The organism is Frigoribacterium sp. Leaf263, assembly GCF_001422285.1.
Taxonomy (GTDB): domain Bacteria; phylum Actinomycetota; class Actinomycetes; order Actinomycetales; family Microbacteriaceae; genus Frigoribacterium.
Map to the genome: position 1 here is coordinate 785,420 of NZ_LMMO01000003.1, position 15,535 is coordinate 800,954.

The following is a 15,535-nucleotide window of genomic DNA, read 5'->3' on the forward strand; positions in this document are numbered from 1 at the left end:
ACGCCACGACTTCCCCCTCGGCCTGCCCGGTCGGCACGCCGAGACAACGCACCACGAACGAGGAGTAACCATGGCCGACAAGAACAAGGGCATCATCGATCCCCCCATCGACGAGCTGCTCTCGAAGGTCGAGTCGAAGTACGCGCTCGTCATCTTCGCCTCCAAGCGCGCGCGTCAGATCAACGACTACTACGCGGACCTCCACGAAGGCAGCCTGTTCGACAACGTCGGACCCCTGGTCGACAGCACGATCGACGACAAGCCCCTCTCCGTCGCGATGCACGAGATCAACGAGGACAAGCTCGAGGTCAAGCCGCTGGCGACGCCGGTCGACTGATCGCAGCGCCTTCGGGCGTGACGTCACAGTCCGACCACTGTCAGGGGTCGGTTCTAGACTCGTACGAGGCCCCCGGGAGACGATCCCGCGGGGCCTCGTCACGTCCACCGGTCCGACGCCAGAGTCGCGCCGCCCACCAGCCCACGAGGGGATCCCCTTGACCACGAACGACCACCACCACGCGAGCACGTCGACTCCGAGCGGCCTCCGGCTGTTCACCTCCGAGTCGGTGACCGAGGGTCATCCCGACAAGATCTGCGACCAGATCTCCGACGGCATCCTCGACGCTCTGCTGGCGGTCGACCCGGCGAGCCGCGTCGCGGTCGAGACCATGGTGACGACCGGCCTGGTCCACGTGGCCGGCGAGGTGACCACCAAGGGCTACGTCGACATCCCCACCATCGTCCGCGATCTGATCGTGGGCATCGGCTACGACTCGTCGGCCGTCAGCTTCGACGGGCGGACCTGCGGTGTCGAGGTGTCGATCGGCTCGCAGTCGCCGGACATCGCTCAGGGTGTGGACTCCGCGCTCGAGGCCCGCGGCGGTGACGACGACGAGCTCAATCGTCAGGGTGCAGGCGACCAGGGCATCATGTTCGGCTACGCCACCAACGAGACCCCCCAGTACATGCCGCTGCCCGTCTGGCTGGCCCACCGCCTCGCCGAACGTCTCGCCGGGGTGCGAAAGTCGGGCGAGCTCGACTATCTGCGACCCGACGGCAAGACGCAGGTCACGGTCGGCTACGACGGCGTGGTGCCGGTCACGGTCGACACCGTCGTGCTGTCCACGCAGCATTCTCCGACGGTCTCGAGCGAGCAGCTCGAGCGCGACGTGATCGAACACGTGATCCGGCCGGTCCTGGCCGACGCGGGCCTCGACTCGACCGGCACCCGATTCATCATCAACCCCACCGGGCGGTTCGAGATCGGGGGGCCGCAGGGCGACGCCGGGCTCACCGGTCGCAAGATCATCGTCGACACGTACGGCGGCGCGAGCCGACACGGCGGTGGTGCCTTCTCCGGAAAAGACCCGTCGAAGGTCGACCGGTCGGCGGCGTACGCGATGCGGTGGGTCGCGAAGAACGCCGTGGCCGCCGGCCTCGCCGACCGTCTCGAGCTGCAGATCGCCTACGCGATCGGTCGGGCCGCTCCGGTCGGTCTCTACGTCGAGACATTCGGCACGGGCCACGTGTCCGATCAGGTCATCATCGACGCGGTCGGCGCGGTGTTCGACCTCCGACCCGCCGCGATCATCCGTGATCTCGACCTGCTCCGTCCCATCTACGCCGCGACGTCGACCTACGGTCACTTCGGCCGTGACCTCCCCGACTTCACCTGGGAGGCCCTCGACCGCGTCGACGCGCTGCGGGCCGCCGCCGGGCTCTGATCGGTGAGCGCACTCGGCCGGTCGAGGTCGTCATGACCCTGCTGCCCGATCCGACCCCCCGTCGCGTCGTCGCCCGTGTGCTCGTCGAGTCCCCGCTGCCTCAGCTCGACCGGCTCTTCGACTACAGCGTGCCGCCGCGGCTTCGCGACGTGATGGCTCCCGGGATCCGGGTCAAGGTGCCGCTTCGCTCGGCCGGACGCATCGCCGACGCCTTCGTGGTCGATCTGGTCGACGGCTCGGACCACGTCGGCGAGCTGAGCGAGGTCGAGGACGTCGTCTCCGAGGTGTCCGTCCTCGCCCCCGAGGTGTGGCGTCTCGCCCGTGCCGTCGCCGACCGCGCGGGAGGCTCGGCCAGCGACGTCCTCCGGCTGGCCGTACCGCCCCGGCAGGTGCGGGTCGAGAAGGCCTGGCTGGCCGGTCCGGCGGCCGAGACGGCGTCGGGCGCGGACGCCGACTCGGCTCCGCCGGCCGAAGCCGATCGAGCCGCCGCACCCGCCGAGATCACGGGCTATCGCGCCGGGGGCCTGCTCGATCTCGTGCCGGCGCGCGGGAGAGCCGCCGTGGACGCCATCCCGCTGCTCGTCGAGCTGGCCGAGGGCGGGGGATGGGTGGGGCACTGGGCCGTCACCGCCGCCCAACTCGCGGCGGTCGCGCTGGCGTCCGGGGACAACGCGATCGTCGCGGTGCCCGACTACCGTGACGAGGACCAGGTGCTGCGCGCCCTCGGCGCCGTCGTCCCCGCCGATTCCATCGTCCGTCTCGACTCCCGACAATCCAATGCGGACCGCTACCGGGCCCTTCTCCGCGCACGCGGGGACGACCCGGTCGTCATCGTCGGGAACCGATCGGTCCTCCTCGCGCCCTCCGTCCGGCTGGGCGTCATGGTCGTCTTCGACGACGGCGACCCGCTGTTCTCCGAACCGCTGAGCCCCTACGTCCACGCACGCGACACCGCCCTCGTCCGTCAGACCCAGCAGGGCTCGGCGCTCGTCTTCCTCGGGCACGCTCGCAGCACCGACGTCCAGCGACTGGTCGAGGTCGGATTCCTCGCCGAGGTGCGGCCCGATCCGCGCTATCAGCCGAAGGTGATCCCGACCTCCCAGCAGGCTGCGCACGACGGCTTCGCCGCACGGGCGCGCATCCCCTCCACGGCCTGGTCCGAGGCTCGGGCCGCGGTCGAGCACGGACCGGTGCTCGTCCAGGTGGCCCACCCCGGCTACTCGCCCCGTCTCGCCTGCACGGAGTGCGGCGACACGGCCCGCTGCCTCCGCTGCAACGGTCCGGTCGTCCAGCGACAGCAGGGTGCTCAGCCCGCATGCTCCTGGTGCGGAGCACTGGCCGCCGGGTGGCGCTGCCAGACCTGCGAGGGCACCGTCATGAAGCCCGTCGGCGCCGGCGCCGCCCGGACGGCCGACGAGCTCGGCAAGGCGTTCCCCGGTGTCAGAGTCGTCGTCGCCGACGGCACCCGACCGATCACGCACGTCGACGGCGAACCCGCGCTCATCGTCGCCACCCGCGGTGCCGAGCCGATCGCGGCCGGCGGCTACCAGGCGGTGCTGCTGCTCGACGGCGAGCGGATGCTCGCGCGCGAGAGTCTGCGCGTCGCCGAGGACTGCCTCCGCTGGTGGGCCAACGCGACGGCCCTCGCCGCCCGACGCGCCCCCGTCGTCCTCGTCGGGGTCGGCGGCGCCCTCGCCTCGGCCCTCGCCACCTGGGAGCTCGCCCGCTTCGCCTCGTCCGAGTTGTCGGATCGCCGTCAGCTGCGGTTCCCGCCCGCCGTCCGGGTGGCGACCGTGACGGGCACCGTCGACACGGTGGCCAGGGCGTTGTCCGAGCTCCCGAGCGACGTCCGGGGCGAGACCCTCGGCCCGGTGGACGTCCCCGAGGCGGGCGTCCGGGCCATCGTCCGGTTCGACGTGGGCAGGGGGGCCGAGGTGGCGCAGGTCCTGCGCTCCCAGGTCATCAGGGCGGCGACCGAGAGGCGCAAGGCGATCGGTCAGAAGCGCGGTCGCCCCGTCTCTACACTCAGAGTGCGGTTCGACGACGTCGAACCGTTCACCGACTGAACTCAGGAACCCTCGTGCGTCTCGTCTTCGCCGGCAGCCCCGCCGCCGCTCTGCCCTCCCTGCTCGCTCTCGCGGAGAGCGAGCACGAGATCGTCGGGGTGCTCACCCGCAGCGACACCCCCCAGGGGCGCAAGCGCGTCCTCACCCCGACACCCGTCGCCGCCGAGGCGGAGCGGCTGGGGCTGCCGGTCATCAAGACCCGCCGCATGACCGACGAGGTGTCCGCCCGACTCGCGGCCCTCGAACCCGATCTCGGTGTCATCGTCGCCTTCGGGGCGCTCCTCCGCGAGCCGGTCCTGTCGCTCCCGCGTCTCGGGTGGGTGAACCTCCACTTCTCCCTCCTGCCGCGCTGGCGCGGCGCCGCACCCGTGCAGCGCGCGCTCATGGCCGGCGACGTGACGACCGGGGCCGCCGTGTTCCAACTCGTCGCCGACCTCGACGCCGGCGACGTCTACGGAACCCTCGAGCACCGTCTGACGGGAGACGAGACCGCGGGCGCGCTGCTCGACGAGCTGGCGGTCTCGGGCGCGACGCTCCTCGGCCGGACCGTCGACTCCCTGGCCGCCGGAACAGCCGTCGGCGTGGCGCAGACGGGCGTGGTCAGCGTCGCCCCGAAGCTGACCATCGACGATGGCGCCCTCGATCTCCGTCGACCGGCGCGCGAGGTCCTCGACCGCTACCGGGGCACGACCCCGGAGCCCGGCGCCCACGTCCCCTTCGACGGAGCCCGGCTGAAGGTGCTCGAGCTGAGAGAACCCTCACCCGAACCCGCACCGCAGGGCGGCGACGACGCCGGCCGCGACGCAGCCTCGAGTCCGCCCGGACCGGGCGCCCTCGTCCGGTCGGGGCGATCGATCCTCGTCGGCACGGCGACCGGGCCCCTCGAGCTCGTCAGCGTCCAGCCGGCCGGCAAGAGGCCGATGGCGGCCGCCGACTGGTTCCGCGGGCTCCCTGATCGAGGCGCACCGCACCTCCTCGTCTCGCCCCTCCCCGAAGGAGATCACGAATGAGCCGGGTCCAACCCGCCCGCCGCGTCGCCCTCGACGTCCTCCGAGCGGTGTCCGACGATGACGCCTACTCGAACCTGCTCCTGCCGTCGCGCATCGCACGGGCCCGTCTCGACGCGGCCGATGCCGGTCTGGCGACCGAGCTGACCTACGGAACCCTGCGACTCCAGGGCTACTACGACCGCGTGATAGCCATCGCCGCGCGCCGCGCCGTCGAGAAGATCGACCCGGCGCTGCTCGACGTCCTCCGTCTCGGGGTCCACCAGCTGCTCTCGACGAGGGTCGCCACCCACGCCGCCGTCGACGAGTCCGTCGAGCTGGCGCGCGAGGTCGGCAGCAGGTCGGCCACCGGCTTCGTCAACGGCGTCCTCCGGACGGTCTCACGCACGACGCCCGACGCCTGGCGCGAGCGGGTCCTCGCCGGCGCGGTCGGTGTGGACGACCGTCTGTCCGCCGAATGGTCGCACCCCGCCTGGGTCGTGCGGGCGTTCCGCCAGTCGCTGACCGCCGAGGCGCGGGGCGACGAGCTGGTCGATCTCCTCGAGGCGGACAATCAGGCCCCACGGGTCAGTCTCGTCGCGCTGCCGGGTCTCGCCGAGGTCGCCGAGCTCGGCGGCCCGGGGGGCGTGCTGTCGCCGGTCGCGGCCACGAACGTCGGCGGCGACCCGTCGAATCACCCCGCCGTGCGCGAGGGTCGAGCGCGAGTGCAAGACGAGGGATCGCAGCTGGCGGCACTGATGCTGAGCCGGCACCGGCCCGTCGTCGGCGATGAGCGGTGGCTGGACATGTGCGCCGGTCCCGGGGGCAAGGCGGCCCTGCTCGGGGCCGAGGCCGCTCGCGGCGGGGCGAGGCTCCTGGCCAACGAGCTCGTGCCGGCGCGCGCGGGCCTCGTCCGGCAGGCGCTCGAGTCGGTTCCCGGCGAGATCGAGGTGCTCGAGGGCGATGCGACGCGCTTCGGCTCCGACCGGCCCGGGTCGTTCGACCGCATCCTGCTCGACGCCCCCTGCACCGGGCTCGGGGCCCTGCGGCGGCGCCCCGAGGCCCGCTGGCGGAAGCAGCCTCGTGATGTCGGCGAGCTCACCGAGCTCCAGGCGCGCCTCTTCACCAGCGCGGTGGACGCTCTGGCGCCGGGGGGCGTGCTCGCCTACGTGACCTGCTCGCCCCACGTGGCCGAGACCCGGGCGATCGTCGAGACGGGCGTCCGCGGACGCGACGAGCTCACGGTGGTCGATGCGACGGAGACCGCCCGGCGCGTCGTCGGCTCGCCAGTCGATCTCGGCTCGGCTCCGTACGTGCAGCTCTGGCCGCATCGCCACGGGACCGACGCGATGTTCGTGGCCCTCATCGAGAAGCGCCGCTGACGCCGGCCGCGTCGGTAAGATCGTCGGGTGCCCGTCCGCATCAGCCCCAGCATCCTGTCCGCCGACTTCGCGAACCTCGAGCGCGACCTGCATCGCATCGCCGACGCCGACCTGGTCCACGTCGACGTGATGGACGGCCACTTCGTCCCGAACCTCACCCTCGGGCTCCCCGTCGTGGAACGCCTGCAGCAGGTCAGTCCTCTGCCCCTCGACATCCACCTCATGGTGGACGACGCCGATCGCTGGGCTCCCCGCTACGCCGAACTCGGTGCGTTCTCCGTGACGTTCTCGGCCGAGGCCGCCGCGGACCCCGTCGCGACGGCCCGGGCCGTCCGCAGCTCCGGGGCGCGAGCCTCCGTCGCGGTCAAGCCCGGAACGGACATCGAGCCCTATCTCGCGACCCTCGACGAGTTCGACATGATCCTCGTCATGACCGTCGAGCCCGGGTTCGGCGGCCAGTCGTTCATGACCGAGACCATGCCGAAGCTCGCCCGCGCGCGTGCAGCGGTCGACCGCTCGGGTCTCGACGTCTGGCTCGAGGTCGACGGCGGCATCGACGTCTCGACGATCGTCACCGCCGTGGCGAACGGCGCGGACACCGTCGTGGCGGGTTCGGCCGTCTACGGCGGAGACCCGGCCGAGCGCATCGCCGCGCTGCGGGCGGCCGCCGCGACGGTACCCTTGACCTCGTGAAGACCTTCGACGAACTGTTCATCGAGCTCAGCGACAAGGCCCGCGATCGTCCGGAGGGCAGCAAGACCGTCGCCGAGCTCGACGCCGGCGTTCACCAGATCGGCAAGAAGATCGTCGAGGAGGCGGCCGAGGTCTGGATGGCCGCCGAATACGAGGGCGACACGGCCACGGCCGAGGAGATCTCGCAGCTGCTGTACCACCTCCAGGTGCTGATGGTGGCCAAGGGCTTGACCCCCGCCGACGTGTACCGACATCTCTGATCCGTCTCCGCACCCCTCCTCGATCGTCCGCAGCCGACGATCCGACGACACCAGGCCCCGACGGGCCGACCAGATCGGACACCGACAGACCATGCTCCGCGTAGCCGTGCCCAACAAGGGCTCCCTCAGCGAGACCGCAACAGCCATGCTCGGCGAGGCCGGGTACACCGGTCGCCGTGACACCCGCACCCTGCACGTCGAAGACCCCCGCAACGGCGTCGAGTTCTTCTATCTCCGGCCGCGGGACATCGCCACCTACGTCGGCTCGGGCGCTCTCGACGTCGGCATCACCGGGCGCGACCTCCTCCTCGACTCGCACTCCACGGCGCACGAGGTCGCCCCTCTCGAGTTCGGCGGCTCGACCTTCCGGTTCGCCGGCCCTCCCGGTCGCTTCACCGACCTGCGGGAGCTCCAGGGCACCCGAGTCGCGACGAGCTACGCCGGTCTCGTGGGGTCGTTCCTCGCCTCGCACGGCGTCACGGCCACCCTCGTCGGCCTCGACGGAGCGGTCGAGAGCGCGGTCAGACTGGGTGTCGCCGACGCGGTCGCCGACGTCGTCTCGACGGGAGGCACCCTGCGTGCCGCCGGTCTCGAGATCTTCGGGCCGGTCATCCTCGAGTCCACCGCGGTCCTCATCGCCTCCGACGAGACCGTCGACGGTCTGGCCGTCCTGCACCGTCGACTGCAGGGCGTCCTCGTGGCGCGCCAGTACGTGATGATGGACTACGACATCCCGGTCTCGAAGCTCGACGCCGCCACGACGGTCGCTCCGGGGATGGAGTCCCCGACGATCTCCCCGCTCCACGACGCCGACTGGGCCGCCGTCCGCGTCATGGTCCGGCGCACCGACACCAACCAGGTGATGGACGCCCTCTACGACCTCGGCGCTCGCGCGATCCTGGTCAGCCCCATCCACGCCGCGAGGCTCTGAGATGACGAGCGCCGACCCCACGCTCGCCGTCCGCGTCATCCCGTGCCTCGACGTCGCGGCCGGGCGGGTCGTCAAGGGGGTCAACTTCCTCGACCTGCGTGACGCCGGCGACCCGGTCGAGCTGGCCCGCACCTACTACGAGCAGGGTGCCGACGAGATCACGTTCCTCGACGTCACGGCGACGGTCGACGAGCGGGCGACGATGTACGAGGTCGTGCGGGCCACCGCCGAGCAGGTCTTCATCCCCCTCACGGTCGGAGGCGGGGTGCGCTCCACCGACGACGTCGCTCGACTGCAGGCAGCCGGCGCCGACAAGATCGGCATCAACAGCGCTGCCATCGGCCGTCCCGACCTGGTCGGCGAGATCGCCGATCGCTTCGGCGCGCAGGCCGTCGTGCTCTCCCTCGACGTCAAGCGCTCGACCCGGACCCCGTCGGGCTTCGTCGTCACGACCCACGGCGGTCGGACCGAGACCGATCTCGACGCCCTCGAGTGGGCCCGCGAGGCCGTCGAGCGAGGGGCGGGCGAGCTGCTCGTCAATTCGATCGACGCCGACGGCACGCGCGAGGGCTTCGACCTCGAGCTGGTCGGTCTGATGCGCGGCGTCAGCCGGGTCCCCGTCGTCGCTTCAGGAGGCGCGGGTTCGGTCGAGCACTTCGCCCCGGCGATCGAGGCGGGTGCCGATGCGGTGCTCGCCGCCTCCGTCTTCCACACGGGCCAGTTGACCGTCGACGACGTCAAGCGCGAGCTGGCGGCGTCGGGCATCCTGGTCCGCCGTTCCCAGGAGCACTCATGACCGACGCCCTCACACGCGAATCCGTCGCCCCCGTCGTCGCCCGGGCGCGCTTCGACGCCGACGGACTCCTCCCCGCGATCATCCAAGAGGAGACCTCGAGAGACGTGCTCATGATGGGATGGATGGACGCCGAGGCCCTCACGCGGACTCTCACCGAGGGCCGCGTCACGTTCTGGTCCCGTTCCCGTCAGGAGTACTGGCGAAAAGGCGACACCTCGGGTCATGCGCAGTTCGTCCGCGCCGCCGCCCTCGACTGCGACGACGACGTCCTCCTGGTGACGGTCGAGCAGATCGGCGCGGCCTGTCACACGGGCGCTCACTCCTGCTTCGAGGTGGGCCCCCTCCACCCCGTCACGGCCGCTTCGATCGACGGCGGAGATCGTGGCTGACCGCGCCACCACCTCCCGCTCGGAGTTCGACGCCGCCCTCGACGGGCACCGCGTCGTCCCCGTCGTCCGCGATCTCTTCGGCGACGGGGAGACTCCCGTCGGCGTCTACCGGAAGCTCGCGGCCGGGCGCCCCGGCACGTTCCTCCTCGAGTCGGCCGAGCAGGGCGGCATCTGGTCGCGCTGGTCGTTCATCGGGGTCTCATCGTTCGGGGTCCTCACGACCCGCGGCGACGAGGTCGAGTGGATCGACTACGGCATGTCGCGCGACCGCGCTCTCGGCGACGCGACCGGTCGCCCCCTCGAGGTGCTCTCGGCTCTCTTCGAGCGGTGGGCGACACCCCGTCTCCGCGACATCCCGCCCCTGACGGGTGGTCTCGTCGGCTTCATCGGCTGGGAGGCCGTTCGCGAGCTCGAGTCGCTCCCCGATGCGCCGCCCGCCGAATTCGAGGTCCCGGCGCAGGCCCTCAGCTTCGTGAGCGAGCTGGTCGCCCTCGATCATCGCACCGGCGCCGTCCTCCTCATCGCGACGGTGCTGAACGATCGGACCGACTCGGCCGACGCGCTCTGGAGCGGAGCGCAGGCTCGACTCGACGATCTCCAGAGCCGGCTGGCCGAACCGAGCGAGGCGCATCTCTCCGACGTCGATCTCACCGTCGCCCCGGCGCCCGTCCGGCGTTCGAGCGATGACGAGTACGCCGCGGCCATCGAGCGGTCCAAGCGGTACATCCGCGACGGAGACGTCTTCCAGGTCGTCATCTCGCAGCGCTTCGATCACGAGCTGACGGCCGATCCGCTCGACGTCTACCGGGTCCTCCGGACCCTCAACCCGAGCCCGTACATGTACCTCGTCAGCCTCGACGACGTCGATGGCCGCCCGTACTCGATCGTCGGGTCCTCGCCCGAGGCGCTCGTCAAGGTCGACGGGCGACGCGCCTACACGCACCCCATCGCGGGCTCGAAGCCCCGCGGAGACACGCCTGAGGACGATCAGGCCTTCGCCGACCAGCTGGCCTCCGACCAGAAGGAGCGGGCTGAGCATCTCATGCTGGTCGATCTCGCCCGCAACGACCTGCTCAAGGTCTGCACACCGGGGTCGGTCGAGGTGACGGAGTTCATGCAGGTGGAGCGCTTCAGCCACATCATGCACCTCGTCTCGAGCGTCGAGGGCGATCTCGCGCCCGGGCGCAACGCGATCGACGCCTTCCGTGCGACGTTCCCGGCCGGCACGCTGTCGGGCGCCCCCAAGCCCCGGGCGCTCGAGATCATCGACGAGCTGGAGCCCGCGCAGCGCGGCGTCTACGGGGGAGTGGTCGGCTACTTCGACTTCGCCGGATCCGCCGACGTGGCCATCGCCATCCGGACGGTCCTGCTGCAGGGCGGGGTCGCGCGGGTCCAGGCCGGGGCGGGCCTGGTCGCCGACAGCGACCCCGTCGCCGAGAACGAGGAGGCGCGCAACAAGGCGGCGGCTCCCTTGCGTGCCGTGGCCGTGGCCAACGCCATGACGAGGCTCACCTGATGCCCGCCCGACGCCTCAAGCTGTACACGATCCTCCTCGGCGTCCTCCTCGCCGGAGTCGTCCTGCTCGCGTGGACGCAGCCCTGGTTCGAGCTGGTCATCCGCCTGCCTCAGGGCGGCACCGCCCCCGTCACGGCCGGGGGCGACGTCGCCGGCGGCGCCTTGTCGGCGCTCTCGCTCGCCAGCCTCGCCCTCTTCGCCGCCCTCAGCATCGCCGGGCGGGTCTTCCGGATCGTGCTCGGCGTCCTCCAGACCCTCCTCGGGGTGTCCGTGGCCCTCGGCGCCGGAACCTCCCTCGCGGATCCGATCGGCGCATCGGGCGCGCCGATCACGACGGCCACGGGCGTCGAGGGCGCGTCCTCGCTCGTCGATCTGGTCGACTCGGTCTCCGCCACCCCCTGGCCCTGGATCGCCCTCGTCGTCGGCGTCCTGTCGGCTCTCCTCGGCGTGGCGGTCGTCGTGCTCTCCGGGGCCTGGCCCCAGGCGACTCGGAAGTACTCGGCGACGCGGCTCGTGGCGGCGGACCCGGCCACGGACCCCGCCGCCGCGTGGGACACCCTCTCCGGCGGAGACGACCCCACCGAGGATCCCGCCTCCCCGGGCCGCAGCCGGTAGACTCGAGCAGTCCCATCTTGATCCAAGGAGCACCGTGAGCATTCAGACGAAGCCCGACGACCGCCACGAGGCCGCCGAAGACCTCGGTCACGGCAATTCGCCCGCCGCCTGGACGGCTGTGATCATCATGCTGGTCGCCTTCTCGATCGGAACCGCCGCCTTCTTCCTCGCGATCCCGTGGATCGTCTGGGCCTCCGCCGGCCTCGTCGTCGTGGGTCTCGTCGTCGGGCTCGTGCTGAAGCGCGTCGGCTACGGCGTGGGCGGTCACCGCTACGTGCCGAAGGCGCACAACTAAGTGCTCGACGATCTCTACGCCGGGGCTCTCGCCGATGCCGAGGCTCGGCGTGAACTGGTGTCGCTCGCGGACGTCGAGGCCGCGGCCCTCGCACGGCCCCCGGCCTTCGACGCCGTCGCCGCACTCCGCCCCGCCGACCGGGTGAAGATCATCGCCGAGGTGAAGCGGGCGAGTCCCTCACGGGGCGATCTCTCCGACATCGCCGATCCGGCCTCGTTGGCCGTGTCGTACGCCGCCGGCGGAGCCAGCGCGATCAGCGTCCTCACCGAGGGTCGGCGTTTCAAGGGGACCCTCGCCGACCTCGAGGCGGTGCGCCATGTCGTGGACGTCCCCGTGCTCCGCAAGGACTTCATCGCAGATCCTTACCAGGTCTTCGAGGCGAGGGCGGCCGGGGCCGACCTCGTCCTCCTGATCGTGGCCGGGCTCTCCCAGCCGCGACTGCTCGAACTGCACGACCTCGTCAGGTCCCTCGGCATGACCGCCCTGATCGAGACCCACTCCGCCGACGAGGTCCGTCGTGGTCTCGACGCCGGCGCGGAGCTCCTCGGGGTCAACGCCCGCGACCTCACGACGTTCGAGCTCGATCGCGACCTCTTCGGCCGACTGGCCGACGGCATCCCCTCGGGCGTGGTGCGCATCGCCGAGTCCGCCGTCGCGTCTCCCGACGACGTCGCCCACTACCGTCGCGCCGGCGCCGACGTCGTGCTCGTGGGCGAGGCTCTCGTCACGCACGGCGATCCCGTCGACGCACTCACCCGCTTCCTGGAGGTCTGAATTGGCACTGCGCGATGAGACGGGGCCCTACTTCGGCTCCTTCGGCGGACGATTCGTCCCCGAGTCCCTGGTTGCGGCTCTCGACGAGCTCGACGCCGCGTACAAGGCCGCGGCGGTCGACCCCGAGTTCCAGGCCGAGCTCCGGGCCCTGCACGCGACCTACACCGGTCGTCCGTCGATCATCACCGAGGTCCCTCGCTTCGCCGAGCACGCCGGGGGAGCGCGGGTGATCCTCAAGCGCGAAGACCTGAACCACACGGGTTCGCACAAGATCAACAACGTGCTCGGACAGGCCCTCCTCGCCCGCAAGCTCGGCAAGACCCGCCTGATCGCCGAGACCGGCGCCGGCCAGCACGGCGTCGCCACGGCCACCGCCGCCGCCCTCTTCGGGATGTCGTGCGTCGTGTACATGGGGCAGGTCGACACCGAGCGTCAGGCGCTCAACGTCGCCCGCATGCGCCTCCTCGGAGCCGAGGTCGTCTCCGTCACGACCGGTTCCCGGACCTTGAAAGACGCCATCAACGACGCGATGCGCGACTGGGTCGCCAGCGTCGACACCACCCACTACGTGCTCGGCACGGTCGCGGGTCCGCATCCCTTCCCGGCGATGGTGCGCGATTTCCACAAGATCATCGGCGAGGAGGCCCGCGAACAGGTGCTCGCACTCACGGGTGCGCTCCCCGACGCCGTCACGGCCTGCGTCGGCGGCGGGTCCAACGCCATGGGCATCTTCCACGCGTTCCTCGACGATCCCTCGGTCGAGCTGTGGGGATACGAGGCGGGCGGCGACGGGGTCGAGACCGGGCGTCACGCGGCCTCGATCACCCTCGGTCGCATCGGCAATCTCCAGGGCACCAAGTCCTATCTCATGCAGGATGAAGACGGACAGACCCTCGAGAGCCACTCGATCTCCGCCGGTCTCGACTATCCGAGCGTCGGTCCCGAGCACGCGTGGCTGTCCGAGAGCGGGCGGGCGCACTACGAGCCGGTCACCGATGCGGAAGCCATGGCGGCGTTCAAGCTCCTCACTCAGACCGAGGGCATCCTCCCCGCCATCGAGACGGCTCACGCCCTCGCGGGCACGATCAAGCTCGGCCAGCGTCACCCGGACTGGACGATCCTCGTCTCCATGAGCGGTCGAGGCGACAAAGACGTGGCGACGGCCAGCCGCTACTTCGGCGTCCTCGATGAAGAGGCGCAGCAGCTGTGAGCGCCGAGCAGGTCTCGGGCAGCAAGGTCGCGGCCGCGATCCGAGCCCGTCGCGACGCGGGTTCCGGTGCGGTCATCGGCTATCTGCCCGTCGGCTTCCCTGATCTGGCCACGAGCATCGAGGCGGCGGTCACGCTGGCCGAGAACGGGATCGACGTCATCGAGCTGGGCATGCCCTACTCCGACCCGGTGATGGACGGCCCCGTGATCCAGGCCGCCACGCAGAAGGCTCTCGCCGAGGGCTTCCGGGTCCGCGACGTGTTCACCGCCGTCCGCGAGATCACATCGCGTGTCGACGCCCCCGTCGTCGTCATGACCTACTGGAACCCGGTCGAGCAGTACGGCGTGCAGCGCTTCGCCGACGACCTCGCCGCGGCCGGCGGAGCAGGGCTCATCACCCCCGATCTCATCCCCGACGAGGGCTCCGCCTGGATCTCGGCAGCCGAGGCGGCGGATCTCGATCGGGTCTTCCTCGCCGCCCCGTCCTCGAGCGACGCCCGGCTGCGTCAGTCGGTCGAGGCCAGCCGCGGCTTCGTCTACACCGTCTCGACGATGGGCATCACGGGCACGCGCACCGACGTCGACTCGGCAGCCCACACCCTCGTCGACCGGCTGCGCGCAGCCGGTGTCGAGTACGCCTGCGTGGGTCTCGGCATCTCGACGGCCACGCAGGTCCGCGAAGTGCTCGAGTACGCCGATGGAGCCATCATCGGCTCGGCGTTCGTGCGCGCCCTCGCCGACGGGGGTCTCGAATCCCTGGCGGCCGTCGCCGCCGATCTGTCGTCTGGCGCGGCCGTCTCGAGCTGACTCCCGCTCGCGCTAGAGTCGTTCCGCGTCGGCCCGCCGACACCCCGTGTTCCCCGTGAAAGGCGTTACCGCCCGTGTTCGTTCCCCTGAGCATCCCGAGTCCGTCCGCCGACTGGCAGTACTTCGACGTCACCTCGTGGATCAACGAGACCTTCGGCGCCTCGCTGCCCGGGTCGCTGCGCATCCACGCCTACGCCCTCTGCATCCTGGCCGGCATCGTCATCGCGGGCATCATCACCAATCAGCGCCTCAAGCGCCGCGGCGCCGAGAACGGCGTGGTCATCGACGTCATGCTCTTCGCCGTCCCGATGGGCATCATCGGGGGCCGGGTCTTCCACGTGATCACGCATCCCGGTGACTACTTCTCGTCACCGGACCAGTACATCCACGTCCTCTTCATCTGGGAGGGCGGGCTGGCCATCTACGGGGCTCTGCTGTTCGGGGCCGTCGGCGTCTGGCTCGGCTGCCGGTACTCGGGTCTGCGCTTCTGGACCTTCGCCGACGCCCTGGCTCCCGGGCTCCTCGTGGCCCAGGCGTGCGGTCGCCTCGGCAACTGGTTCAACAACGAGCTGTTCGGCATGCCGACCGACCTGCCCTGGGGTCTCGAGATCGATTCCAGCAATCCGGCGTACCCGACCGGACTGCCCGAAGGCACGCTCTTCCACCCGACCTACCTCTACGAGATCGTGTGGATGCTCGCCGGGGTGGCGATCCTGCTCCTGATCGAGCGCAAGACGACGCTCGAGTGGGGCAAGGCCCTGTCGTTCTACCTCGTCTGGTACGGCATCGGCCGCGCCTGGTTCGAGTCGATCCGAACCGATCCCAGCCTCCTCTTCTTCGGCATCCGGACCAACGTCTGGATGAGCTTCGCCGCCATCGTCCTCGGCATCGTCATCTACGTCGTCGCGACGCGTCGACACCCCGGTCGCGTACCCGGCGCGTACGCCCCGGGGCGGTCGCCGATCGAACGCGACACTGAGCTAGACTCGCGACGCACGGAGGCGGACGACGACGAACCCGAACTGGTCGCCGTCGGAGCATCGGACGACGACGCCGATACCACACACCGCTCCTGAGGCACACCGCCTCCAGG

At 71.0% G+C, this 15,535-nt stretch carries 17 protein-coding genes; all 17 read left to right on the top strand.

What is annotated here, in order from left to right; genetic code table 11:
- The first annotated feature begins 70 nt into the window (after positions 1–70).
- The 17 genes from rpoZ (at position 71) to lgt (ending at position 15,518) form a co-directional block, all read left to right on the top strand.
- Positions 71–337, top strand: a complete 267-nt coding sequence (gene rpoZ, locus ASF17_RS07645; protein ID WP_055797372.1) for a DNA-directed RNA polymerase subunit omega — start codon at positions 71–73, stop codon at positions 335–337.
- Between the two features lie 157 nt (positions 338–494).
- On the top strand, positions 495–1,724 hold the full coding sequence (metK, locus tag ASF17_RS07650; protein WP_055797374.1) for a methionine adenosyltransferase: 1,230 nt from the start codon (positions 495–497) through the stop codon (positions 1,722–1,724).
- A gap of 32 nt (positions 1,725–1,756) precedes the next feature.
- Positions 1,757–3,790 (top strand): hypothetical protein, encoded by a 2,034-nt coding sequence (locus ASF17_RS07655; protein ID WP_055797378.1) that lies wholly within the window; start codon positions 1,757–1,759, stop codon positions 3,788–3,790.
- A 14-nt stretch (positions 3,791–3,804) separates the two neighbouring features.
- Entirely contained in the window at positions 3,805–4,800 is a 996-nt protein-coding gene (locus ASF17_RS07660; protein ID WP_055797381.1) for a methionyl-tRNA formyltransferase, read from the top strand.
- Entirely contained in the window at positions 4,797–6,158 is a 1,362-nt protein-coding gene (locus tag ASF17_RS07665; RefSeq protein WP_055797384.1) for an RsmB/NOP family class I SAM-dependent RNA methyltransferase, read from the top strand. The genes ASF17_RS07660 and ASF17_RS07665 overlap by 4 nt, the downstream gene beginning before the upstream one ends.
- Before the next feature lie 27 nt (positions 6,159–6,185).
- Entirely contained in the window at positions 6,186–6,851 is a 666-nt protein-coding gene (gene rpe / locus ASF17_RS07670; protein ID WP_055797388.1) for a ribulose-phosphate 3-epimerase, read from the top strand.
- Positions 6,848–7,111: a phosphoribosyl-ATP diphosphatase gene (locus ASF17_RS07675; protein ID WP_055797391.1), complete on the top strand. Its 264-nt coding sequence runs from the start codon at positions 6,848–6,850 to the stop codon at positions 7,109–7,111. The genes rpe and ASF17_RS07675 overlap by 4 nt, the downstream gene beginning before the upstream one ends.
- Before the next feature lie 91 nt (positions 7,112–7,202).
- Positions 7,203–8,042: an ATP phosphoribosyltransferase gene (gene hisG / locus ASF17_RS07680; RefSeq protein WP_055797395.1), complete on the top strand. Its 840-nt coding sequence runs from the start codon at positions 7,203–7,205 to the stop codon at positions 8,040–8,042.
- 1 nt (position 8,043) lies between these two features.
- On the top strand, positions 8,044–8,838 hold the full coding sequence (hisF, locus tag ASF17_RS07685) for an imidazole glycerol phosphate synthase subunit HisF (protein ID WP_055797398.1): 795 nt from the start codon (positions 8,044–8,046) through the stop codon (positions 8,836–8,838).
- Positions 8,835–9,227, top strand: a complete 393-nt coding sequence (gene hisI / locus ASF17_RS07690) for a phosphoribosyl-AMP cyclohydrolase (protein WP_055797401.1) — start codon at positions 8,835–8,837, stop codon at positions 9,225–9,227. The genes hisF and hisI overlap by 4 nt, the downstream gene beginning before the upstream one ends.
- On the top strand, positions 9,220–10,743 hold the full coding sequence (locus tag ASF17_RS07695; protein WP_235476428.1) for an anthranilate synthase component I: 1,524 nt from the start codon (positions 9,220–9,222) through the stop codon (positions 10,741–10,743). The genes hisI and ASF17_RS07695 overlap by 8 nt, the downstream gene beginning before the upstream one ends.
- Positions 10,743–11,357, top strand: a complete 615-nt coding sequence (locus ASF17_RS07700) for a Trp biosynthesis-associated membrane protein (RefSeq protein WP_055797407.1) — start codon at positions 10,743–10,745, stop codon at positions 11,355–11,357. Before ASF17_RS07695 ends, ASF17_RS07700 begins: the two co-directional genes overlap by 1 nt.
- A 40-nt stretch (positions 11,358–11,397) precedes the next feature.
- Complete coding sequence (locus ASF17_RS07705) at positions 11,398–11,652, top strand: DUF6704 family protein (RefSeq protein WP_055798481.1); 255 nt, start codon at positions 11,398–11,400, stop codon at positions 11,650–11,652.
- Positions 11,653–12,426 (top strand): indole-3-glycerol phosphate synthase TrpC, encoded by a 774-nt coding sequence (gene trpC / locus ASF17_RS07710; protein WP_055797411.1) that lies wholly within the window; start codon positions 11,653–11,655, stop codon positions 12,424–12,426.
- Position 12,427: 1 nt separating this feature from the next.
- Entirely contained in the window at positions 12,428–13,636 is a 1,209-nt protein-coding gene (gene trpB / locus ASF17_RS07715; protein ID WP_055797414.1) for a tryptophan synthase subunit beta, read from the top strand.
- On the top strand, positions 13,633–14,442 hold the full coding sequence (gene trpA / locus ASF17_RS07720; protein ID WP_055797416.1) for a tryptophan synthase subunit alpha: 810 nt from the start codon (positions 13,633–13,635) through the stop codon (positions 14,440–14,442). The genes trpB and trpA overlap by 4 nt, the downstream gene beginning before the upstream one ends.
- Positions 14,443–14,516: 74 nt before the next feature.
- Complete coding sequence (gene lgt, locus ASF17_RS07725; RefSeq protein ID WP_055797418.1) at positions 14,517–15,518, top strand: prolipoprotein diacylglyceryl transferase; 1,002 nt, start codon at positions 14,517–14,519, stop codon at positions 15,516–15,518.
- Positions 15,519–15,535: the final 17 nt, after the last annotated feature.